Genomic DNA, 21,143 nt, shown 5'->3' with positions numbered 1-21,143 from the left:
TGCGGACGCGGAAGGAGCGGACATCGCCGAGAATCGGGCCGCGGTAGCACCGAGTCGAGCGAGCCGTCGGGGGAAATGTGCGTGCAGCGCGAGCCTTGTATGTCGAGACAGTGATTCGTGCCGACATGGAGACGGTCTGGCACCTCACTCAGGACCCGGAACTACACGCGCGCTGGGATCTGCGATTCAGCGCAATCGCACCGATGGGCGTCGACGAGCGCGGCAGAACGCGGTTTCGCTACGAGCGTTCTCTCCCGTGGCATGTGATCAAAGGCATGGGTGTCTCCCTGGGCGAACGCGATCGCCCGGACGGAACCCGGACCTCCGCGCTCGCCTTCTCCACCGACGACCGGCTCTCGCCGCTGCGGAGCGGACAAGGTTACTGGCGATACATCCCAACCGATGACGGGATCCGCTTCATCACGGGTTACGACTACCGGCCTGGGTGGGGTCGCCTTGCCGACCTGGCCGTGCGTCCCATCGTGCTGTGGATGACGGCCTGGAGTTTCGACCGGCTTCGACTGTGGGCTGAAGGCATCACCGCACCCGAGCAGGCGCGGGTGCGGTCGATCCTGGCACTCTGGCGGCGTGAACGTCCGCGTGCGCGTCGCTGCCGGACCTCACCACCCGGACGGGATGCGATGCGCGATGCACCGGCGACACTGCGCGAGGTCACGGCCTCGTGACCGGGACGTCGGTGTTTCGTGCGGCCTTGGGCGACGAGGCTTTCGACAGGCTTCACCCGATGATGCAGCGTCGGTTCGGGGTTTCTCTGAGCGCAGGGTACGCGTGTATCGGCCGGGGCGTCATGACCCGCATCCGTCGGGGGCCATGGTGGACCCGTCCATTCCTGGCGTTGGGGCGGCTCCGCAACATCCTCGTCGCCGACATCGGCACAGATGTGCCCTTCGTCATCGAGAACTTTCCGTATCGGGATCCGGGTGGCCGCGAGACAGTGACGTTCGTACGGCAGTACGCCCTCTCCCCCCGCCCCGCACGCTTCGACGCGACGATGGTGTTCGATCCCGGGCGTGGCATCGTCGTCGATTATCTCGGCACGCATCAGCATCTCGCCGTTGATCTCGAGCTCGAGGTCGATCAGGAGGGCGGGCTGATCCTCAGGTCGGGGGCGCAGCGGTTCTACGAGGGACCGATTGCATTCCGGTTCCCGATGCTCTTGTCCGGTCACGCCCTCCTCCGAGAGAGGTACGACCCCGAGCGTGAGCAGTTCCATGTTTCGCTGGAAGTGCGAAACCGTGCACTGGGCTTTCTCTTCGGCTACGAGGGTTGGTTCGTCTGCGAGTTCCCGCCGGCAAACGACGCGCCCGCACGACTGAAGCCCCGAAGGCACGAGACGCGCCTGTAGCGATGCGACGTATGGTCGGCGCGGGCCGGCTCATTAGGCTCGAACGATGCGAACGCGGAACATGACGTGGACCTTGGGCGGCAGCGCACTGATTCTGGCCGGCGTGATCATGATCCTGCAGTACGTTGTGACCGCGCCGTCGGCGCGCCCCGCCCTGTACCTCATCGGTGAGCTGGTCTGGGCCGTCGGCGTCACCGCGTTTGCGATCGGGCGCCGCCGCTACGACAGCGTCGTCTCACGCAAACCCTTGGGTGTGTCAGCACTCCTCGTCCTGGGATGGTGGCCGCCCATCAACCGCGTGCTCCTTGATGCGATCGCTCTGTCCGAGCCGATCATGAGACCCGACCAGATCTCGGATGCTCATGTCGCCCTCGGCTACCTCGGCTTGTTCGTCCCACTTGCCGCCGGTCTCGTCGCCTCGGTTCAGATCGCTCGGGCGCGCATCGTCCCTTCCCCGTGGCGCTGGGCACCACTGTGGGTGCTCGTCTTCGGTATCGCGGGCGGCGTGCTCACCCAGGCCCTGTACGCGACATTGCCTCACACAGCCCCACAGCCGCTCACGGACATAGCCGCACTCCTCGGCGCGATGACCGCACTCGCGCGCACCATGGGTCTCGGCGTGCTCGCCCTCGTCCTGAGCGAACGTGCGCGCCCCTCAAGCGTCCAGATCTTCCGCTCCGGTCAGCCCTGACCCGGAGCAGTGGCGACACCAACGACGACGGAGCGCGCGCGAGGGACGGCGCTGCCAGTCGGCCTGTTTCGCCCTAGTGCGGCGGTAGCGTGGAACGGTGAGAACTGCGGACCCGACGTGCTGAACGCAGCCACGGGGTTCGCGGTCATCGGCCTGGCGATCGCGGTCGGATATGTCATCGGACGAATCAACCTGCTCGGCCCGCAGGCTGGACCGGTTCTGGGGCGACTCGTCTTCTTCGTCCTCTCCCCCGTGCTGCTGTTCGTCGTGCTGTCTGAAGCAGACATCGCGACTTTGTTCTCTGCACTGCTGCCCGTGTCGGCGATCACCGCGATCATTGTCATCGGCCTCTACGCGACGATCTCCCGCCTGTCGTGGCGGCGCCCGGTGGGCGACACCCTCATCGGCGCTCTCGCGGCAGGACAGGTCAACTCGAACAACATCGGGATCCCGCTCTCGCTCTATCTCCTGGGATCTGCTGCCTACCCGGCGCCGGTCATTTTGTTCCAGCTGCTCATACTCGTCCCCATCTCGATGGCAATCCTCGAGAGCGTCACCGCCGCGACACGCAACCTCGGGAAGATCGTGGTGCGCACTGTCACGAATCCGGTTGTGATCGGTTCGGTGGCAGGAACGATCGTCTCGGTGACGGGTCTGGAATTGCCGACACTGGTCACCGAACCCCTCCACTTCCTTGCTGCCGCGTGCGTTCCGGTGCTGTTGTTGAGCTACGGGATGTCGCTCCACGGCCAGCGGGTGCTCGCAGCCGGGGGCCATCGACGCGAGGTCATCCTCGCGACCGCGCTCAAGCTCATCCTCATGCCGCTCGTGGCCTGGGCGCTCGCCAGCCTGGTCTTCGGGCTGTCGAGACCGGAAACCCTCATCGTCGTGGTCCTCGCGAGCCTTCCCACCGCGCAGAACGTCTTCAACTTCGCTCAGCGATTCGGAGTGGCAGAAACCGTCGCGCGCGACACGGTGTTCCTGACAACGATCGGGTGTATCCCGCTCCTGCTGACGGTGCTCGCCCTGCTCGGGTGAAGGCTGCGGCGCGGATTTCGGCCACCACTCCCCCAGTTTCGGTGTATTCAGCGATACGCTGGGTCCGCAAGCTCTCAGCTAACTCCCAGAAAGGGAACGCCATGTCAACCGAAAGCTCCGTCGCCAAGGAGGCCGTCAACGGCGTCCGCACGGCGCTCGGCATCGCCGGTGTCCTGTCGCTCATCGTCGGAATCCTCATCCTCGTCTGGCCGGGCCGCACGGCGATGGTCGTCACGGCGATCATCGCGATCTACGCGATCGTCGGGGGCCTCGTCTACGGCGGGCTCGGCATCTTCTCGAAATCGATGGGTGGCTGGTCGCGCGTCGGCCACATCATCCTCGGTGTCGTGTTCATCGCCGCCGGTATCTTCGCCTTCTTCAACCTGGCAGCCACCACCGGGTGGTTCGCCGTCTTCCTCGGCATCCTCGTCGGAATCATGTGGATCGTGGAAGGCGTGGTGTCGCTGACGACTCTCAGCGACGCCGCCTCGAAGGGGTGGACGATCTTCTTCGCAATCATCAGCATCATCGCTGGTGTCGTGCTGCTGTTCTCGCCGCTGTGGGGCGCCGTCGTGCTGTGGTGGCTGCTCGGAATCTCGCTCGTCGTGCTCGGCATCATCCAGATCGTGCGCGCGTTCACGTTCGGTAAGAAGAGCCTCTAGTCGGGCTGAACCGCCCACAAGAAGACCCCGGGGTTTCCCGGGGTCTTCTTCGTTGACGGGGGATCCGGATGCCTGTCACTCCCCCACGAATGAGCTCGTGTCGCCGACCAGTCGGGTGTGGTCTGCGGGGATCGGGTCGACCGCGGCCTGCGCGACCTCCGCTGCGAACTCCGAGACGTTGTAGAGCTTGCCCGCGGATTCTCGGCGCGAGGCGATCGCACCCGGGTTGGCACGCTCCAGAAGCGTGGCCGTGATCGTTCCCTCGATCATGTCGCCGGAGACGACGACGAACCCGATCCCGCGCTCGAGCAGTGCGGGGATCCGTTCGCGAAGCGCATCCTCACCGGCGCGCTTGGACAGCGCCACCGGCTCGTACTCGGGCATCGTGGGCGTCGTCCGGATGAAGTGGGCCTGGTGGCTGGTGACGAAGACCACGCGAGCATCACCGCGCAGGAGCGGGACGGCCGTCTCGAGGACGTTGATCTGGGCGTCGCGGTTGAGAAGGAGCGCGTAATCGTCGGCCATTCCGGCCTCCATGCCACCGGAAGCGTTGAGCACGAGGATGTCGAGCCCCCCGAAGGCTTCCTCGACGGCGGCGAACATCGCGGCCACCGAGGAGGGATCGGTGAGGTCCGCGCCCACGACAAGCGCGTCGACGCCGAGCTCCCGGACCTCCACGGCGAGTTTCTCGGCGCGGGGTGCCTTGTTTCGGTAGTTGATCACCACGTTCGCTCCCGCGGCGGCGAGATAGCGGACGGTGTCCGCGCCGATACCGCGAGAGGAGCCGGTGACGAGGGCGGTCTTGCCGCGTAGGGTCCCAGGGGCGATCGGGGAGGAAGTATCGGTCACTGTTGCTCCTGTTGCAGGGCGGCGCGTCGGCCGCGGGGCAGCGCCGGAATGGCGTGCGTACCGACCCTACCAACCGCGCCACCGCGGCCCCCGCGTTGATAGGGTCGGACCAGGCGGAAGGAGGAGGGGTGTTGCCCGATCTCACGCAGTACCTGTGGATCCTCTGGCTGGCGCTGGCGGTGCTCTTCGTGATCATCGAGTTGCTGACGCTCGAGTTCACCTTCCTCATGCTCGCCGCCGGCACGCTCATCGGGGGCCTGGGCACCAACCTCCTCGGTGGACCGTGGTGGCTTCAGATCGGACTGGCGGCGGTCGCGTCGGCGCTCCTGCTGTTCACGATCCGTCCGCTCCTCCTGCGCGCCCTCCGACGAAGCTCTCCGGTCGTGTTGACGAACGTTGACGCGCTCGTCGGCATGCCCGCGCGGGTCACGCGTGCGTTCCTTCAGGGCGCAGGCGAGGTCAAGCTCGACAACGGCGAAACGTGGTCGGCACGGTTGACCGCCGGGGTCACGGATGGCGAGGTCACCGTCGGCGAGACAGTCACGGTTGTGGCCGTCCGGGGCGCTGCCGTCGAGATCGCTCCAGCATCTTCGCCAACGACAGAAAGGACCGTGGAACATGATTGACATCGGCGCGTTCGCGGGACAGATCTTCGTCATCATCCTCCTCCTGGTCATCGCGATCTTCGTGGTCGTGGTGATCTTCCGTTCGATCCGGATCATCCCCCAGGCCACCGCCGGGGTCGTGGAGAGGCTCGGCCGCTACCACAAGACGCTTTCGCCGGGACTGAACCTGCTTGTCCCCTTCATCGACCGGGTACGACCGCTCATCGACATGCGGGAACAGGTCGTGTCATTCCCGCCGCAGCCGGTCATCACCGAAGACAACCTCGTCGTCTCCATCGACACCGTGGTCTACTTCCAAGTGACGGATGCGCGGGCTGCCACCTACGAGATCGCCAACTATCTCGGCGCCGTCGAGCAGCTGACCACGACGACGCTTCGCAATGTCGTGGGCGGACTGAATCTCGAGGAGGCGCTCACGAGCCGCGATGAGATCAACACCAAGCTGCGGGTCGTCCTCGACGAGGCAACCGGTAAGTGGGGCATCCGTGTCTCGCGCGTGGAGCTGAAGGCCATTGATCCGCCAGTGTCGATTCAGGACTCGATGGAGAAGCAGATGCGAGCGGAGCGCGACCGCCGTGCCGCAATCCTCACGGCCGAAGGGACCAAGCAGTCGGCGATTCTGCAGGCCGAGGGCGCCCGGCAGGCCGAAATCCTGCGTGCCGAGGGTGAGAAGCAGGGCCAAATCCTGCGCGCACAGGGAGAAGCGGAAGCGATCGCGACGGTCTTCAACGCGATCCACGAGGGCAACCCGGATGACAAGCTTCTGGCCTACCAGTACCTCCAAACGCTGCCCAAGATCAGCGACAGTGCGTCGAGCAAACTCTGGATCATTCCGAGCGAGTTCACCGAGGCGCTCAAGGGAGTATCGGGCGCGTTCGGGCCCCGCGAGGCAGCCCGTCCGACACCCGATGAGCAGGCGTGAGCCACCCCTATTTCCAGGACGCACCGTACCCGCGCGTCCTTGCCCATCGCGGGCTGAGGCCGGACGACACGGTAGCCGAAAACTCCTACGCCTCGGTTGCTGCGGCACAGCAGGCGGGCGCCGTGTTCGTGGAGTCAGACTGCCACCTGACTCGCGACGGCGAAGTCGTCCTCTTCCACGACGGTGACCTGCGGCGAGTCACCGGCGACCCGCGGCGCCTCGTCGACGTCGACCTCACGGAGCTGAGTGCGCTGATGGCCGATCGCGGCGGACTCATCACGCTCAGATCCGCGCTGGCAGACTTCCCCGACGTGCGGTTCAACCTCGATGTGAAGGCTCCGGCGGCCGCCGAGGCGGTCGGCGCGCTCGTTGCCGACCACGGGGAGCGAGTGCTCGTGACGAGTTTCGCGGATGCACGACGGCGGGCTGCCCTCGCCTCGGCGTCGCGTCATGCGCCTGCGGGCGCCGCCGCTCCCGCCACCTCCGCGGGGCGAGAGACGATCACCCGCGTTCTCTGGGGACTGACGGCGCGGAATCCGCGCATCATCGCCTCAGCGCTCGCCGGCGTCGACGCGCTGCAAGTGCCGGAGCGTCAGGGCCCGGTGCGCGTGGTCACCCCGCGGCTGATCGATGCTGCGCATCGTCACGGCGTGGAGGTGCACGTGTGGACGGTCAACGATCCCACCGAGATGCGTCGCCTGGTCGCCATGGGCGTTGACGGGATCGTCACCGACAGCGCCGATGTGGCGATCGCAACCCTCCGAACCGCCTCGGATCCGGGCTGAGCCGCAGCGCCGACACCGGGGCAACGCACATGCGATACCCCGTTGCCTCACTCCCCCGCTGAAGATCCGCTGAGAATGCTCTCATCTGTCGGTCCTCATGGATGATCTGCCCAGGTGAGAGCGTTATACCTGAACAGCGACGAGAGGACCACACAATGGCAGACCGCAGCCTCCGCGGCATGCGACTCGGCGCCTCCAGCCTACAGAGCGAGGACGGCGTCGTATTCCATGAGCGGGCACAGTTCACCTACTCCTGCACGTCTTGCGGACGTGACACCACCATGACCTTTGCGGCAGACGCCGAGGTCCCCGAGACATGGGAATGCCGCACCTGCGGCGCCGAGGCGCTCCTGCGCGTCGACGGCGAGACCGTCACGGTGGACCATGGGGACGTCAAGGCGCCCCGATCACACTGGGACATGCTTCTGGAACGTCGCACGATCCCCGAGCTCGAGGAGCTCCTCGAAGAGCGTCTCGCTTTCGTCCGGGCTCGCCGGGGTGCGGGCGACGACGTCACCGCCGACAAGTTGAGCGCCTGACTAGCGCTGCAGTCAGCCGTGCCTGGGAGCACGGCTGACGCACAGTTCACAGGGGGGTCGATCCGGTCACGGATCGACCCCCCTCTCATGCGCGGCGCCGGCCGGCGATCACGCCCGCGGCGATGAGTCCGACGACGCTGAGGATCGCGATCGCCGTGCCGAGGGCGCCTCCGATCACGATGCTCGGGGTCAGACCGGTGCGCAAAGGCACCTCGGTGAGCATCGAACCCGCTTGCGCGGCCGGAAGAGAATCGATGGTCGCCCCGTCGGGTCCGATGACCTGGCTCGTCCCGACAGTCGAAATGTTGACCACGGCGCGCCCTGTCTCGATCGCGCGCATGCGGGCGAACGCGAGCTGCTGCAGATTTTCGTCCGTATCGCGGAAGTCGGCGTTGTTCGTCTGGAACATATAGACCTGAGCGCCGTCTCGTGCTCCGTCGTGAATGACGTCGTCGTAGATGACATCGAAACAGATCGCGAGTCCCACTCCGACACCGTCCACCTCGACGTAGGGCGGATTGGAGCCCGGTGTGTACTCCCGGCCAATGAGCCCGACCAGATCCGGGACGATCATCTCGTAGAACCAGCGGTCCGGGACGTACTCACCGAACGGAACCGGGTTCGACTTGTCGTGATACTGAACGGCGCCCTGACCTGGTTCCCACAGGATGGACGTGTTGTAGGTCAGCTCTCCACGCGTCGTCGCCGCGTTGACCAGCAGTGGCGCATCCACCGCCTCGGCGAGGGCATCCAGCACCTCTGCCGTGGTCTCGTTCGCAAGCGGATCCGAGTCGATGCCGCCCTCGGGCCACAAGAGGAGGTCCATGTCCTCCCCGAACAGTGGCGTGGATGCTGACAGCTGGGCGTTGAGAATGTCTCCAGGCGATCGGGTGTCGAAGTACCCTGAGGGACCGTTTCCCTGCACGCTTCCGACCGTCATGGTCCCCGCCGGTGTCGTCGGGAACTGGGGGGTGATGAGCAGGATCACGCCGAGAGCAGCCACGGGGATCGCCGTCCGCACATCGGACCACTGTCGCAGCCGCAGCCACTCGATGACCCCCGCGGTGAACGCGACCATCAGAAAGGACAGACCTGTCACGCCGATCCACGACGTGATGTGCGCCAGCGGACTCTCCGACTGGCTCATTCCGACCCGTGCCCACGGAAACCCCGTGTACGGCCAGGACCCGGTGACGAGCTCCCGCAGCGTCCACAGTCCGGCGACAAGGAGCGGCGTGAGCACGAGCTGTGTCCACCGACCCGGCGCGGCTTTCGGCATCCAGCGATATGCGAGCGCGATGAGCACGGAGCCGAGTGCGACGTAGGCCGTGGCCGCCCCCGCCAGCGCGAACCACGGGATCACGCCGAGATAGCGGTTGAGCCACACGATGTGCACGAGATAGAACGCGATCCCGAAGACGAACCCGACCAGCAGCGCGCCCCAGGCGCTCCGGCCGATGAGCGCCACGAGCGAAAGCCCTACCCCGACGAAGGCGAGGGGCCACCACCCGACAGACGGGTAGGCGAGATCCAGAATGAGGCCCGCGGCAACGGCGACGAGCACCGCTGCCCAGAGCGGAAGCAACGCTCGCGGGCGACGGGAATCGGGCGCGGCATCACGTCGATGTTCGGGCATGACCTCCAGCCTAGATTCGCCAGCCTGATCTCCGGCTGAAGGCTCGGCCATCACACCGACGAGTACGCCACGATGCCGCGACGCACGCTCTCGAGGGCGCGGCGCGCAACCGTCGCGAGGCGTGGTTCGGCGACCAGCGACATCTGATCGAGGAGGTCGATCGTCTGCTTGGCCCAGCGCACGAAGTCACCGGCGGCAAGGTCTGCTTCGCGCAAGACGCGGTCCAGTGGGACCCCCCTGGCCCAGGAATGCATCGCGAGCGACAGTCCCGCGGCAGGTGGCTCCGAGCCGGGAAGCCGCGAGTCGCGCTCGAGGTCGTCGAGTCGCTGCCACAGGTCCAGCGTCTGCGCGAGTGCCTCGCGGAAGGCACCGCGGGGCAGCGCGCGCTCCCCCATCCCCGCCTCGTCACGGCGCGGTTCATAGACCAGCGCACACGCCAGTGCGGCCAGCGATGGCGCATCCAGCCCGCCCCACAATTCGAGCCGCAACGATTCGGCAACCAGCAGGTCGCGCTCGCCGTAGATCCGCCGCATGGTGCGACCGGATGCCGTCAGTGTCGCGGTACCGTCTGCGGCAACGCGGACGTAGTCCAGGGTCGCGAGCACATCGACGATACGATCGAAAACCCGGGCGACGGTTCCGGTGCGCGCGTCGATCTGGCTGCGAAGGCGCTCGACCGTGCGCTTCAGCTTCCAGTAGCGCTCTGCCCATCGGGCGTGGTGCTCGCGGTCGGGGCACTGATGGCACGGATGCCGCTGCATCCGTCGACGGAGGTCGCTGATTTCGCGCTGGCGGGTGTCCCGCGTCTGCCGAGACGCGTTCGCATCCTTGCGGCCCAGCTTCTCGAGATCGCTGAGTTCGCGACGGATGCTGGAGTACTCGGCGAAGTCGCCCTTGTCGCAACTCATGGCCTTCGCGTAGCCCGCGAGGGACTCTTCCGATTCCTTCACCTGGCGCGCGAGCCCGACCACGGCCCGGTCAGCCTGGAACTGCGCGAACGAGGACTCCAGGATCTCTCTCGCGCGGGCCCTGCCGAACTGGTCGATGAGGTTCACCGCCATGTTGTAGGTCGGCCGGAAGCTGGAGTTCAGCGGATAGGTGCGCCGCGATGCCAGTGCGGCGACGGCCTGGGGGTCGAGCCCTTCGGTCCACTGGACGACGGCGTGGCCTTCCACGTCGATCCCCCGGCGTCCGGCACGGCCGGTGAGTTGGGTGTACTCCCCCGATGTGATCGCGACCCGCGCTTCGCCGTTGAACTTCTCGAGCTTTTCGAGCACGACCGTTCGCGCCGGCATGTTGATCCCCAGCGCAAGAGTCTCGGTCGCGAAGACGACCTTGATGAGCTTCCGCTGGAAGAGCTCCTCGACGACCTCCTTGAACGCCGGCAGAAGACCCGCATGATGTGCGGCGACTCCCCGCTCGAGGTTCTCGCGCCATTCCCAGAATCCGAGGACAGCCAGGTCTTCCTCGAGCAGGGTTCGCGTGCGCTCCTCGACGATCGCGCGAATCTCCGCGCGCTCCTCGGGTGTCGTCAAGCGCGCTCCAGATCGCCGCACCTGCTGCACCGCAGCGTCGCACCCGGCACGGCTGAAGATGAAGAAGATCGCGGGAAGCAGATTCGACCGCGCGAGCAGCTCGATCACCTCGGGGCGGTCAAGCCGTTCGATCCGTTGCGCATTGGCTGAGCGCACCGGGCGATGCCCTCCCCGATGGGGTCGACGATGCTGGCCGTCGCGTCCGCGGCTTCCCGACATGGCAGCACTGCGGCTGGCCTGGACGCGCCGGTTGTTCTCGTACGTCGGGCCCTTGAACGAGCGGATGCGCATGAGCTCCTGGTTCACCTGCGCCGTGGCGATCCCGGCACGATCGTCGAACAGCGGCAGGAGGTCCCCGCGCACGAGAACGTGTTGCTCGAGCGGGACCGGTCGCGTCTCCGACACGATGACGTCGGTGTCTCCGCGCACGGTGTCGAGCCAATCGCCGAACTCTTCGGCGTTCGACACCGTCGCCGAGAGCGAAATGAGTCGCACCGCCGGCGGCAGGTGGATGATGACCTCTTCCCACACGGCGCCGCGGAACCTGTCGGCGAGATAGTGAACTTCGTCCATGACGACGTAGCGCAGGTCGCGCAGCGCAGGCGAGCCCGCGTAGAGCATGTTGCGCAACACCTCGGTCGTCATAACGACCACGCGGGCGTTTCCGTTGATGTTGGTGTCACCCGTTAGGAGTCCCACGTCGTCGGGTCCGTAGACGTCGACGAGCTCGCGGAACTTCTGGTTCGACAGAGCCTTCATCGGCGTCGTGTAGAACGCCTTGTCCGCCGGCTCGCGCATCGCCAGGTGTACCGCGAACTCCCCGACGATGGTCTTCCCCGCGCCCGTGGGTGCCGCGACGAGGACGCTTCTGCCCGATTCCAGTGCGTGGCATCCAGCGATCTGGAACTCATCGAGCTCGAAGCGCTGCATGTCGGCGAACCCGGCCGTCACGGGGAACGCACGGGCGGCCTCGGCCCGCGCGAATCGCTCCGCCGGGCTCGGGACGCTCACCCGGTGGCCTCGGGGGGCAGCAGTGCCGCCTCGCGCTTGGATCGGCGCCGATCGAACAGCATGGAGACCCCGGCGGCGGCGAAGAAGAGCACGACCAAGATTCCGGCCAGCAGCAGCATCGATACTGCGTCCGCGGCAGGGGTTGCGACGGCGGCGAACAGCGTCGCGACCAAGACGGCCACCCGCCAACCCTTCAGGATGCCGCGCCCCGAGATGACGCCGGCCACGTTCAGAGCGACGAGGAAGACAGGCAAGACGAAGGAGACACCGACGACGAGGAGGAACTTGAAGACGAAGTCGTAGTAATAGGTCGCGTCATAGAAGAGCGACGTCTGCTCGGGGGCGAACGTGGCCATGATCTCCACGACGTGCGGAAGCACAAGCCATCCCACGACTGTGCCCGCGAAGAACAGGGGTACCGCGGCACCGACGAAGCCGGCTGTGTATCCCACCTCCTTGCGGGTCAGCCCCGGCATGATGAACGCCCAGATCTGCCACAGCCAGATCGGCGCTGAGATCAGGATGCCGATCGCGAACGCGATACGGATGCGGAGATCGAAAGGCCCGGTGACCGTTGTGAACATCACTTCGACGTTCAGCTCGTCCCCACGCATGGCGGCGACATCGGCAATGGGGATCGTGATCAACCGGATGATCGGATCGGTGATGATGAACGCCACCACCATGCCCACGACCAGGGCGATGGCCGAGATCATGAGCCGCTTACGCAACTCGATCAGATGCTGCCCGAGGGACATCCTCCGGTCACGGCGCGGCCGGTCGGGCTCTCCCACCTGAGGCAGGGAACTGGTTGCCACGCGGCAGGGTCAGGCTGTGGAATCTCGACCGCTGGACGACGCGGCCTGCGACGAACCGGACGAACCGGTCGACGACGAGTCGGCGGCCTCGGATGCGGCGACCTCGGGCTTCGCGGCATCCTTCGAGTCGTCGTCCTTCATGGCCTTCATCTCGCCCTTGAAGACACGGGCCGACTGGCCGAGGCTCTTTGCCAGCGCGGGCAGCTTCGCCGCGCCGAACAACAGCAGGATCACCGCGAGAATGATCAGCAGGTGCGGCCACCCGAATGCGTTCCCCATAGGGTCTCCTCACGATTGCGGTGCCTGCAGTCTACCCCGGACGTGCGCAACCGTCCCGAAACCGGCCTGCGAACCGGCCAAGTCGTGCGTTCGCGCTGTCAGGACGCGTCCGAATACTGCGCCAGCGCCGCCTCGGCCCAGTTCCGTGCCGCCTCACGCGCCCCGACCGGCGCGACGACCCGGACCTCACCCCCGCGCCGTGCGGCGAGACGGCGAAGGCTCACTTCATCGGCGATGCGCATACGGGCCGTACTCACCCCCGCCGATGTCGTGACGGTCGCCCGGTCCAGATAGTCACCGAGCAGAGGTGCCACGGATGCGGGAAACTCCAGCGTCGCGATCACGTCCTCACCCGCGTCAGCGAACCACCCCGGCACTGCCTCCTGCTCGTGCGTGATCGGGATGTCGGTGAGGCTGAGATCGCTGACCCTGTCCAGGTGGAATGTGCGCATCGCCTCACGAAGATGGCACCAGCCCTGCAGGTACCACTGTCCTTGAGCGATCAAGACCTTGACCGGATCGACCGTGCGCGTCGTCGGAGATCCCTCGGGTGTCTTGTACGTGAAACTCACCGCGACCTGCCGTCCCAAGGCATCCGCCACGAGGCGACGAACCGCGTCGACGGGTTCGGACGCCACGACCACGGCTGCGGGCGTGCGAGATGCCCCACGAGAGAGTTTGGCCAGCAGCCCAGCGAACAGCTGCGAGTCACCGACACCAGGAATGGTCGCCGCGAGCTGGAGCCCGGCAAGCAGAGCCGCCGCCTCGCGAGCGGTCAGGCGCGGCGCACGCTCCAGTCCGACTGAGTTCGTGATGACGATGAGGTCGCGCTCGTCCAGCAGATCCCAGTCGATGTCGAACAACTCATTCGCCATCTGCCAGTACCCGGAGTCCCCCGGCAGGCCGATCACCGTGAGACCGCGCACCATGGTCCGCATCTGCTCGGCTGTGACGTCGAACTCGTCGGCAGCCTCGGCCACCGAGACCTCACCCTTGGAGATGAGGTACGGAACCAGCTGCAACAGAAGCGCCGCGCGATCGGTGGCCACCGACGGACCGCTCACTCGTCCCCTCCCCTATGCGCATCACGAACGGCACGCAGCCGTCGAATCACCTCGGACCTGACGATGTCGGGTTCGACGACGCGGACCTCCGGCCCATACGAAGCCAGTTCGTCGGCGAAGATGTGCACATCGACGTACGGCACCCAATAACCCTGCGCTGCCGGCTCGGCCCGACGCGACAGGCGCAGCCACGCCTCGGTGCCGGGATCGATCTCCACCAGCGCCCGCTGCCGCGCGGCCAGAGCGCGCAGACCCTCGAGTGCCCGCTCACCTGCCCCCTCCCGCAGGTCGGGATCGCCCACGGTGCGAGTGACCACGACATCGTCGACGATGCGGGTCAGCAGGAAGGTGCGCGGCGCGTCGAGGTCCAGATCCAGTCCGTACACGTGCCAGCGCGCCTCGAACTCGACCAGTGCCAGCGGTTGCAGCCGCCGAACTCGCGGTGCCGCGCTTCCTGGCCGCATGTAGCTGAAGCTGACGATCCGTGAGTCTTCGATGGCCCGCTGCAACGGCGCGAACGAGGGTTCGCGCAAGCTGATCCGGGGCGAGTAGCCGAGGATGGGGTTATCCACCGGGATGCCGAGCGCGCGGATCTTGCGCAGCCCACTGCGCGCATCGGCCGACAGCGAGCTTTCGCTCCACACTCCGCCGGCCAGATTGAGCAGCGCGATCTCCGCCGGCGTGAACTCGATATCGGCCGGCAGCTCGTACTCCGTCGTGGGAACGCGGTATCGCGCCTCCCGAAGGTCATCGGGGTCGGCGCGGTCACCGATCGTCTCGATCGGAACGCCAAGACCGCGCAGACTCTCTTTGTCGCGCTCGAACATCTTCTCCAGCGCGTCCTTCGAGGTCCCGGACTCCGACTGCTCGCGGTAGCCCGACACCGACGACAGGATCGTGTCTTTCGTGAGGCCCTGCTCGGTGGCCATCAGAGCCACCACGAGGTTCACCAACCGCTCCTCTGGCGGGATGCGCGTCGTGTTCTTGGGGGGCACGCCCTCATCCTAGGCGCGCGATGCGCGGCATCCGACGTTACGAAGTCGGTTCCGGATCGAGGCCCAGGATGTCGATCACAAACACCAGGGTCGCCCCGCCGGGAATCGCACCCTGGCCCGCGTCGCCGTAGCCCTGGTCCGGTGGGACGACGACGAGCACCTGCGATCCGACCGTCTGGCCTTCGAGCGCCGCGGCGAATCCGGGAACCACGGCGTTGAGGTCGAACGAGACAGGTTCGGAGTCCCAACTCGTATCGAATACCTCTCTGGTGTCCCACAGCAGGCCGGTGTAGTGAGCCCGGACCGGCTGGTCTCCCGTGACGACCTCACCGTCACCCTTCTTGAGGGTCTGAATCGAAAGCTCCTCCGGCGCGGGAGCATCGGGGATGATCACCCCGGGACGTCCATTGGGCGCCCGAACCACGGAAGGAAGACCGTTGCTGTCGGTGAACTGATCTGCCCCCGTTGCCTTGGGCAGGTAGACCTTGCGCACATCGACCACGGCGACCGCCGAATCGTCTTCGTCGAGGCCGATCTGGGCGGCGGCGGCCGGGTTGATGGCGTCCGACGGCAGCGCGACGACGACGCGATCGCCCTCCTGCGCGCAGCGCAGTGCATCGTCCAGGCCCGGGAGCGTATCGATCCACCGGCCCATCGAGAACACACTGGAGAGAGTCACGTCGTACGAGGTGGCCACGGCAGTCTCGCCGGTCTGCCCGTTCAGCAGGACCATGTCCAGCACGACCATCTGTTCCGGTGTCGTGATCGGGGTGCCCTCGCCCTCGGTGAGATCGACCCACCCCAGCTCGTCGACGTGGAACGGCGTGTAGACCTCCACGTCGGGAACCTGGCCGAACTCGCCGTCGACGCTGACGAGCTCGTTGACCGCGGCATCCGAGGTGACCACGCGCGCGCAGGAATCTGCCGCGTTGGTCGAGCAGCCGACGAGCGCGGCAGCGGACAGGCCGAGGATCGCGAGGAAGGCGGGTGTCTTTCGCACCGGATCAGTCTAGGCGGTCGACGTCGGCCGCTCCGTCGCCGGCGGCCTCGCGGGCCCCCTCGCCCGCTGCCTGGCGTGCGCCGTCGGCGGCCCGCTGGGCTTCCCGCACTCGCTTGCGCAGGTTCTTGTCGGTGATCTGCCGGTCGCCGACGGCTCCGGGCGTCCACAGCTCGACATCGTCGTCGCCGTAGCTCGTCTTGGATGCGCGCCGCTTCTGTTCCGGCGGCACGGCGCCCGGTGCGAGCCGTCGCGCCCACAGCAAGAACCCGGTGTGCGCGACCATACGGTGGTCGGGCCGAACCGCGAGCCCCTCGACATGCCAGCCGCGAACCATCGTCTCGTTGGCATCCGGCTCGGTGAAGACGCCGGTGTTGCGGATGTACTCAGCGACCCGGCTCAGCTGGGTGGCAGTGGCGACGTAGCACAGCACGACGCCGCCCGGGGTGAGCGCCTCGGCGACGGCATCGATGCACTCCCAGGGGGCGAGCATGTCCAGGATGACGCGATCAACCGAGCCCGGCTCGATCGCTGTGGGCAGCTCCTCGGCCAGGTCCCCGACGCGCACCTCCCACGACGTCGGGCGGTGACCCAGGAAGGTTTCGACGTTGGCCTGCGCGACCTCGGCGAACTCAGGCCGCCGCTCGAATGAAAGGAGCCGTCCTGCATCGCCGATCGCGCGCAAGAGCCACAGCGACAGCGCACCGGAACCGACCCCCGCTTCCACCACGACTGCGCCGGGGAACACGTCCGCTTCGGCGAGGATCTGCGCGGCATCCTTCGGGTACACGATGGCTGCGCCTCGCGGCATCGACATGACGAAGTCGCGCAGCAGCGGGCGAAGCGCAAGGTACTCGTGTCCGGCGCTGTTGCGGACGACCGAGCCGTCGGGAAGGCCGACGAGCGTGGAGTGGGGCAGCACGCCGTGATGGGTGTGCAGTTCGCCGCCCTCGCGCAGCGTGATGGTGTGCAGGCGGTTCTTCGGTCCCGTGAGCTGGACGCGGTCGCCGATACGGAAGGGGCCGGACAATCGGGGGGTGGCGCTCATGACCGCTCCTCTCGGTGGGTGCGGTGGAGACGTCCCAGGTCCGATGCCGTGACGCCGTCAAGCGTCGGCCATACCTCGTGCGCGCCAGCTCCCACGAGCGAGACCATCGCCGGCACGCCCAGGACCACGGCCCCGGCGGCGACCGCCGAGCGCAGCCCGTTCGGCGAGTCCTCGATCGCGACCGTGCCCGCGGGATCCACTCCGAGCATCGCGCACGCCTGGAGGTAGGGGTCGGGGTAGGGCTTCGGGCGAGTGACGTCGTCGCCGGCGACGACGACATCGAACGCCTCGAAATCGATGAGATCCGCGATGTGGGTCGCCATCCGCCGCATCGACATCGTCACGAGTGCGGTCTTCACCCCCGCAGCCTTCAGGTCGGCCAGGAGCGCTCGGGCGCCCGGACGGAAGGGGACGCCATCGCGCGAGATGGTGCGCATCACTTCACTCGTGAGGTGGTCGATGATGTCGTCCACCGACATCCGGACACCCTCCGCCTGCAGGATCCGCGCGGAATCCTCGAGTGCGAGACCGACCAGGGAAAGCGCCTTCTCGTGAGTCCAGGTGCCGCCGAAGCTCTCGACGAGCGGTGTCTCGGCAGCGATCCAATACGGTTCCGTGTCGACCAGGGTCCCGTCCATGTCCCAGAGCACGGCAGCAGGAGCGGGAACGGCAGTCACCGCACCATGCTACCGATGGGCCGGATGGCGCTGGTCCGTCGCCGGATTCGGGGCACTCGCCGTTTCTCGCGCCCGCCGGACGGCGGCGTCCTATCCTGGATGGATCGCCACCTGAGGAGGTTACGTGGAGGGACTGGGACGCCGGGTTCTCGTCGCCGCATTCGACGGCTGGAACGACGCGGGCGAGGCTGCTTCCTCCGCAGTCGCCCATCTGCGGGAGACAGGCGGCTACGAACCGATCTACTCGGTCGATCCCGAACTGTACTTCGACTACCAGTACACGCGGCCTCAGATCCGCACCACAGCAGACGGCTCACGAGAGCTCACCTGGCCGGAGACCACCATTCATCGCCCCACTCGACCCACCCGCGGCACACAGCTGTGGCTGCTGACCGGCGTCGAACCGGCCCGCGCCTGGCAGGCTTTCGCGGCTGAACTCGTCGATGTCGCCCTGCGAGAGGACATCACCGGATTCGTGGCAATGGGTTCGATGATGTCGGATGTCCCGCACACGCGCCCCATCTCCGTCTTCGCGGGCAGCGAGAGCGAGCCGGTACGCACCGCTCTCGACCTGGAGCGCAGCACCTACGAGGGCCCCGTCGGTATCTTGAGTGTCATCTCCCACGTCGCCATGAGCGCGGGCATCCCGTCCGCCCAGCTGTGGGCCAGTGTTCCCCACTATGTGGCTGGTCACACGCCCTCGCCGAAGGCGAGCCTCGCGCTGCTCGACCGCCTGGAAGACATCACCGGCGCGCAGCTCGACCGGGGGGACCTCCCGACGCAGGCGAGGACCTGGGAGGCGTCCATCGACGCGGCCGCCGCCGAGGACGAGGAGATGACGGAGTACATCCATCAGCTCGAACGCACCCGGGACACCTGGGACTCGCCGGAGGCGTCGGGAGACGCGATTGCGCAGGAGTTCGAGCGGTATCTGCGCCGCCGGGGCGACGGTCCCGGCCGTGGCGGGCGCGACGAGCCGCGCAAGCCCTAGTTCTCTCGCGCGATCGACAGTCCCCTCAGTACGGCTGGATGACGCCCATGCTCAGCAGCACGAGCAGGGTGGCGCCAAGGGCGACCCGGTAGACCACGAAGGGCAGGAAGCTGCGCTTGGAGATCCAGCTCATGAAGAAGGCGATCACGCCGAGGGCCACGATGAACGCCACGCCGGTGGCGGCAGCAGTCTCAAGCGGCGTGAACGGCCCCTGCTCATCGGCGCTCTTGAAGAGCTGGTAGAACCCGCTCCCGAAGACGGCGGGAATCGCCAGCAGGAACGCGTACCGAGCGGCCGCTGCGCGTTCGTAACCGAGGAACAGACCCGCGGTGATCGTGCCGCCCGACCTCGATACGCCCGGTATCAACGCGAGGGCCTGGGCGAACCCGAAGATCACCCCGTTCCCGACGGTGAGTTGATCGAGCTTCCGGCGCTTCGCGCCCACGAGGTCGGCGATCCCCAGGAGGACTCCGAAGAAGATCAGCATCCCCGCCACAAGCCACAGCGACCGGAGTGTCGTCTCGATCTGATCCTGGAACAGCAGGCCCAGCACGACGATGGGGATCGAGCCGATGATGATCAGCCACCCCATGCGGGCATCCGGGTCGCTGCGCGGCGCCTTGCCGACCAGAGAGAGCGACCACCGCGAGACGATCCGCACGATGTCGCGCCAGAAGAAGACGACCACCGCAGCCTCTGTCCCGATCTGGGTGATCGCGGTGAACGCTGCGCCGGGGTCCTCGGCACTCGGCAGGAACTCGCCCAGGATGCGCAGGTGTGCGCTCGACGAGACCGGCAGGAACTCGGTGAGCCCCTGCACGAGCCCGAGGATGAGTGCTTCCAGCAGCATGGATGCCTTCCGGATCAGTACGACAGCAGAAGATCGGTCAGCACCCGCTGTCCGAACACGAGGGAATCCAGGGGAACGCGTTCGTCCACACCGTGGAACATGCCGGTGAAGTCGAGATCCGCCGGGAGCCTCAGCGGCGCGAACCCGTACCCGCGGATGCCGAGGGCCGCCAGCGCCTTGTTGTCGGTGCCCCCGCTCATCAGGTAGGGCAGCACGGGAACTCCGGGGTCGTGTCGACCGAGCGCCCCGACCATGGCGCTGACCAGCTCACCCTCGAAGGGCACTTCGAGGCCGATGTCCCGGTGCACGACCTCGATCGCGATGTCGGGCCCGATGATCTCTTGGATCGCCTGAAGGGCGGCATCCTCGGCGCCGGGGAGTGTCCGCACGTCGATCAGCGCTTCTGCGCGATCCGGGATGACGTTGTGCTTGTAACCGGCGGCCAGGCCCGTCGGGTTGGCTGTCGTGCGGATCGTCGACCGCAGGAAACGGGAGGCGGGTCCGGCAGCGGCGGCGACGGCATCCGGATCGTCGGCGGATGTCCCCGTGAGTTCGGCGATCCGTTCCGTGAGTCGCTGCGTCGTTGCGGTCATTTCGACCGGCCAGGCCGTCTGACCGAGTGCGGCGACCGCCTCCGCGAGCCGCGTGACGGCGTTGTCCTCGTGAAAGGCGCTGCCGTGCGCCGCGCGACCGCGAGCGACCAGACGGATCCAGACCAGAGCCTTTTCGCCCACCTGGAGCAGGTACGCGCGTCGACCGGCGAGATCGATCGAGTACCCGCCGACCTCGCTGATCGCCTCGGTCGCTCCCGCAAACCACTCGGACCTGTCGCGGACCACGAGGGATGACCCCTCGCCGCCGCCGTTCTCCTCGTCAGCGAAGAATGTCACTACGAGATCTCTTGCCGGCTGCCGCCCGCTCCGCAGGATCTCGGCCACCGACGTGAGGATCATGGCGTCCATGTTCTTCATGTCGACGGCACCGCGGCCCCACAGCATGCCGTCGCGGATCTCTCCTGCGAACGGGTCGACCGACCAGTCCTCCGCGACCGCGGGGACGACGTCCAGGTGACCGTGAACGACCAGGGCAGGCTTGTCGCGGTCGGCGCCCGGGATGCGCACACAGACGTTCGTGCGCCGATCGATCGGCTCGTAGATCTCGGGCGTCAGACCCAGCCCACGCAGGTATGCGGCGACGTACTCGGCGGCTTCTCGTTCGCCTCGAGCGTGCCCCCCGCCCCAGTTGGTGGTGTCGAAGCGGATGAGGTCCCGCGCGACGACGACGACTTCGGGAAGCTCCGACTCGGTACCAGACACGGGCACAAACCTATCGCGCCCAGACGACGCGAGTGTTTCATCGCTGCGCCCAAGACGATTATCGGCGACCGCCCGGACGTGATAATGTCAATCTTCGGTTGTGAGACCGACACCACTCTGCGCGGGTGGCGGAATAGGTAGACGCGCTAGCTTGAGGTGCTAGTGCCCGTATAGGGCGTGGGGGTTCAAGTCCCCCCTCGCGCACAGACGAAATGGGTCCCGAAAGGGGCCCATTTCCGTCTGTCCGGGCGGGGTCGATGCGAACGCCCCCGGGGTGGGCCCACGCCGCCGGAGGCTCCGCACGGCGCGCAGCGACGTGTGGAGTGGCGGCGGGGACAAGTCCCCCCTCGCGCACAGACGAAATGGGTCCCGAAAGGGGCCCATTTCCGTCTGTCCGGGCGGGGTCGACGCGAACGCCCCGGGGGGGTCGATGCGAACGCCCGCGCTG

22 protein-coding genes and 1 tRNA gene are annotated in these 21,143 nt (G+C 67.0%); 11 read left to right on the top strand and 12 right to left on the bottom strand.

From position 1 onward, the window contains the following. Positions 1 to 125 precede the first annotated feature (125 nt). From AC3ENO_RS03235 to AC3ENO_RS03215, 5 genes are all read left to right on the top strand, one after another. Positions 126 to 686 (top strand): SRPBCC family protein, encoded by a 561-nt coding sequence (locus AC3ENO_RS03235; RefSeq protein ID WP_434969174.1) that lies wholly within the window; start codon positions 126 to 128, stop codon positions 684 to 686. 59 nt (positions 687 to 745) lie between these two features. Continuing rightward, a complete protein-coding gene (locus AC3ENO_RS03230; RefSeq protein WP_434969172.1) occupies positions 746 to 1,366 on the top strand; it encodes a DUF4166 domain-containing protein in 621 nt (206 codons plus the stop codon). A gap of 46 nt (positions 1,367 to 1,412) precedes the next feature. Next, on the top strand, positions 1,413 to 2,057 hold the full coding sequence (locus tag AC3ENO_RS03225; protein WP_434969171.1) for a hypothetical protein: 645 nt from the start codon (positions 1,413 to 1,415) through the stop codon (positions 2,055 to 2,057). Positions 2,058 to 2,174: 117 nt separating this feature from the next. Next, complete coding sequence (locus AC3ENO_RS03220) at positions 2,175 to 3,095, top strand: AEC family transporter (protein ID WP_434969170.1); 921 nt, start codon at positions 2,175 to 2,177, stop codon at positions 3,093 to 3,095. Between the two features lie 101 nt (positions 3,096 to 3,196). Further along, a complete protein-coding gene (locus AC3ENO_RS03215) occupies positions 3,197 to 3,757 on the top strand; it encodes an HdeD family acid-resistance protein (protein WP_434969169.1) in 561 nt (186 codons plus the stop codon). 75 nt (positions 3,758 to 3,832) lie between these two features. Here AC3ENO_RS03215 and AC3ENO_RS03210 read toward each other — a convergent pair whose 3' ends face one another. Continuing rightward, on the bottom strand, positions 3,833 to 4,606 hold the full coding sequence (locus tag AC3ENO_RS03210) for an SDR family oxidoreductase (protein ID WP_434969168.1): 774 nt from the start codon (positions 4,604 to 4,606) through the stop codon (positions 3,833 to 3,835). 128 nt (positions 4,607 to 4,734) lie between these two features. Between AC3ENO_RS03210 and AC3ENO_RS03205 the strand changes: the two genes are divergently transcribed. The 4 genes from AC3ENO_RS03205 to AC3ENO_RS03190 all read left to right on the top strand — a co-directional run bounded on the left by AC3ENO_RS03205 (position 4,735) and on the right by AC3ENO_RS03190 (position 7,478). Next, positions 4,735 to 5,232, top strand: coding sequence for an NfeD family protein (locus AC3ENO_RS03205; RefSeq protein ID WP_434969167.1), 498 nt, complete (start codon positions 4,735 to 4,737; stop codon positions 5,230 to 5,232). Next, positions 5,225 to 6,154 (top strand): SPFH domain-containing protein, encoded by a 930-nt coding sequence (locus tag AC3ENO_RS03200; RefSeq protein ID WP_434969166.1) that lies wholly within the window; start codon positions 5,225 to 5,227, stop codon positions 6,152 to 6,154. Before AC3ENO_RS03205 ends, AC3ENO_RS03200 begins: the two co-directional genes overlap by 8 nt. Beyond that, positions 6,151 to 6,939: a glycerophosphodiester phosphodiesterase family protein gene (locus AC3ENO_RS03195; RefSeq protein WP_434969165.1), complete on the top strand. Its 789-nt coding sequence runs from the start codon at positions 6,151 to 6,153 to the stop codon at positions 6,937 to 6,939. The genes AC3ENO_RS03200 and AC3ENO_RS03195 overlap by 4 nt, the downstream gene beginning before the upstream one ends. 155 nt (positions 6,940 to 7,094) lie before the next feature. Further along, the gene (locus tag AC3ENO_RS03190) at positions 7,095 to 7,478 is read left to right on the top strand and encodes an RNA polymerase-binding protein RbpA (RefSeq protein WP_434969164.1); all 384 of its coding nucleotides are present in this window, start codon (positions 7,095 to 7,097) and stop codon (positions 7,476 to 7,478) included. Positions 7,479 to 7,563: 85 nt separating this feature from the next. Here the strand turns inward: AC3ENO_RS03190 and lnt are convergent, their stop codons facing one another. From lnt to AC3ENO_RS03145, 9 genes are all read right to left on the bottom strand, one after another. Continuing rightward, positions 7,564 to 9,114 (bottom strand): apolipoprotein N-acyltransferase, encoded by a 1,551-nt coding sequence (gene lnt, locus AC3ENO_RS03185; RefSeq protein WP_434969163.1) that lies wholly within the window; start codon positions 9,112 to 9,114, stop codon positions 7,564 to 7,566. Positions 9,115 to 9,164: 50 nt separating this feature from the next. After that, a complete protein-coding gene (locus AC3ENO_RS03180; protein ID WP_434969162.1) occupies positions 9,165 to 11,660 on the bottom strand; it encodes a DEAD/DEAH box helicase in 2,496 nt (831 codons plus the stop codon). Continuing rightward, positions 11,657 to 12,418, bottom strand: coding sequence for a twin-arginine translocase subunit TatC (gene tatC / locus AC3ENO_RS03175; protein ID WP_434969408.1), 762 nt, complete (start codon positions 12,416 to 12,418; stop codon positions 11,657 to 11,659). Before tatC ends, AC3ENO_RS03180 begins: the two co-directional genes overlap by 4 nt. 69 nt (positions 12,419 to 12,487) lie before the next feature. Beyond that, complete coding sequence (gene tatA / locus AC3ENO_RS03170) at positions 12,488 to 12,757, bottom strand: Sec-independent protein translocase subunit TatA (protein WP_434969161.1); 270 nt, start codon at positions 12,755 to 12,757, stop codon at positions 12,488 to 12,490. 98 nt (positions 12,758 to 12,855) lie between these two features. Next, a complete protein-coding gene (locus tag AC3ENO_RS03165; RefSeq protein ID WP_434969160.1) occupies positions 12,856 to 13,821 on the bottom strand; it encodes a helix-turn-helix transcriptional regulator in 966 nt (321 codons plus the stop codon). Then, positions 13,818 to 14,816, bottom strand: a complete 999-nt coding sequence (locus AC3ENO_RS03160) for a helix-turn-helix transcriptional regulator (RefSeq protein ID WP_434969159.1) — start codon at positions 14,814 to 14,816, stop codon at positions 13,818 to 13,820. The genes AC3ENO_RS03165 and AC3ENO_RS03160 overlap by 4 nt, the downstream gene beginning before the upstream one ends. A 37-nt stretch (positions 14,817 to 14,853) precedes the next feature. Continuing rightward, positions 14,854 to 15,816: an FKBP-type peptidyl-prolyl cis-trans isomerase gene (locus AC3ENO_RS03155; RefSeq protein ID WP_434969158.1), complete on the bottom strand. Its 963-nt coding sequence runs from the start codon at positions 15,814 to 15,816 to the stop codon at positions 14,854 to 14,856. 4 nt (positions 15,817 to 15,820) lie between these two features. Continuing rightward, complete coding sequence (locus tag AC3ENO_RS03150; protein ID WP_434969157.1) at positions 15,821 to 16,861, bottom strand: tRNA (adenine-N1)-methyltransferase; 1,041 nt, start codon at positions 16,859 to 16,861, stop codon at positions 15,821 to 15,823. Then, positions 16,858 to 17,538, bottom strand: coding sequence for an HAD family hydrolase (locus AC3ENO_RS03145; protein WP_434969156.1), 681 nt, complete (start codon positions 17,536 to 17,538; stop codon positions 16,858 to 16,860). The genes AC3ENO_RS03150 and AC3ENO_RS03145 overlap by 4 nt, the downstream gene beginning before the upstream one ends. A 124-nt stretch (positions 17,539 to 17,662) precedes the next feature. Here AC3ENO_RS03145 and AC3ENO_RS03140 point away from each other — a divergent pair, with 124 nt between their 5' ends. Further along, positions 17,663 to 18,529, top strand: coding sequence for a PAC2 family protein (locus AC3ENO_RS03140; RefSeq protein ID WP_434969155.1), 867 nt, complete (start codon positions 17,663 to 17,665; stop codon positions 18,527 to 18,529). A 25-nt stretch (positions 18,530 to 18,554) separates the two neighbouring features. On the opposite strand, the gene AC3ENO_RS03135 is transcribed toward AC3ENO_RS03140, so the two are convergent. Together AC3ENO_RS03135 and AC3ENO_RS03130 are read right to left on the bottom strand one after the other, a co-directional pair. Next, the gene (locus tag AC3ENO_RS03135) at positions 18,555 to 19,379 is read right to left on the bottom strand and encodes an undecaprenyl-diphosphate phosphatase (protein WP_434969154.1); all 825 of its coding nucleotides are present in this window, start codon (positions 19,377 to 19,379) and stop codon (positions 18,555 to 18,557) included. Positions 19,380 to 19,393: 14 nt separating this feature from the next. Next, on the bottom strand, positions 19,394 to 20,695 hold the full coding sequence (locus tag AC3ENO_RS03130) for a M20/M25/M40 family metallo-hydrolase (RefSeq protein ID WP_434969153.1): 1,302 nt from the start codon (positions 20,693 to 20,695) through the stop codon (positions 19,394 to 19,396). 119 nt (positions 20,696 to 20,814) lie between these two features. Between AC3ENO_RS03130 and AC3ENO_RS03125 the strand changes: the two genes are divergently transcribed. Then, positions 20,815 to 20,899 (top strand) — tRNA-Leu (locus AC3ENO_RS03125). Positions 20,900 to 21,143 lie beyond the last annotated feature (244 nt).

This window comes from Microbacterium sp. bgisy207 (assembly GCF_057706855.1).
The sequence above is the reverse complement of the archived record's forward strand: the minus strand, read 5'-3'. Positions and strand labels throughout refer to the sequence as shown.